The organism is Rhodoferax sp. GW821-FHT02C08 (genome assembly GCF_059421805.1).
On the sequence record NZ_JBWKVR010000058.1, the window covers coordinates 1 to 1,152 of the forward strand.

At 57.9% G+C, this 1,152-nt stretch carries 1 protein-coding gene; it reads right to left on the minus strand.

Going from position 1 to position 1,152, the window contains the following annotated elements; all coding sequences use genetic code 11:
• Positions 1-1,073: IS1182 family transposase (locus AC07VY_RS26540; protein WP_495100137.1), on the minus strand; the 1,073-nt coding region annotated here is incomplete at its 3' end.
• Positions 1,074-1,152 lie beyond the last annotated feature (79 nt).

Below are 1,152 nucleotides of genomic sequence, written 5' to 3' on the forward strand. Positions count from 1 at the left end.
CGATAGATCGCCTGTTCACCCGCTGGGCAACGGTACGCGTCCTGCTTGGCGATGTAGACGAAGTCTGTTTTATCAAAACGTCCTTCAGCCTTGGCGTTTGAGGTCATTGGTTTGGGCACGAAGGCCGCGATATTGTCGTCCTCGCATGCTTTGATTTGCAGCCCGTTGAAGTAGCCTCGGTCAGCCAACGCTTTGAGTTTTTTCTTACCCATCGCCTCTTTCGCGGCCTGGGCCATCGTGTGCAGTTGCGCCCGGTCGTTGCCGATATTGGTGACTTCATGGGCCACGATCAGGTGGTGCTTTGCATCCACTGCCGTCTGTATGTTGTAGCCCACCAGACCTGAGCCTTGAGCGTGGGTGGCCATGGAGCGGGCGTCGGGGTCGGTGAGGGAGATTTGGCCGTCGGGGATGTCTTTCAGCTGCTGCTTCACTTCATCGAGTTGCTGCATCTGGGTACGCAACTTCCTGATCTTCTCCTGTAACCGTTCCGTCTTGGCCTCGACTTCGGTAGGCTGGGTGCGGTCGGCCGTCTCCAAGGCATCAAGATAACGCTGGATGCTGTGTTCGATCTGTTCCTGGCGTTTGTCGACCTTGCCCACGGTGAAGTTGCGGTCTCGGCTGTTGACAGCCTTGAACTTGCTGCCGTCGATGGCGACGATAGCATGGGTGAACAGCTTCAACTGTCGGCACAGAGCGATGAAGCGTTGGCAGACCTTGCGGATGCCGGGGCCGTTGTCATGGCGGAAGTCGGCGATGGTTTTGAAGTCGGGCGCCAACCGGCCGGTGAGCCACATCAGTTCCACATTGCGCTGGGCTTCGCGCTCCAGGCGCCGGCTGGACTGGATGCGGTTCAGGTAGCCGTAGATGTACAGCTTGAGCAGGGCTGACGGATGGTACGAGGGGCGTCCCGTCAGAGTGGGTTCGGTGTCCGCAAACCTGAGGGAGGCCAGGTCCAGTGCTTCGACGAAAGCATCGACGATGCGCACCGGATTGTCTTCGCCAACGTAATCGTCTAGGCACTCAGGCAGCAAGGTGACTTGCTGGCGGTCGTGGCCTTCGATGAATCGCTTCATGGGCTACCTCGCTGGAAACGGGTTACCTTATTTTATTTTTGAAGTGGCTAAGCGTGAAGCGTTTTCACACAGCCTCGGC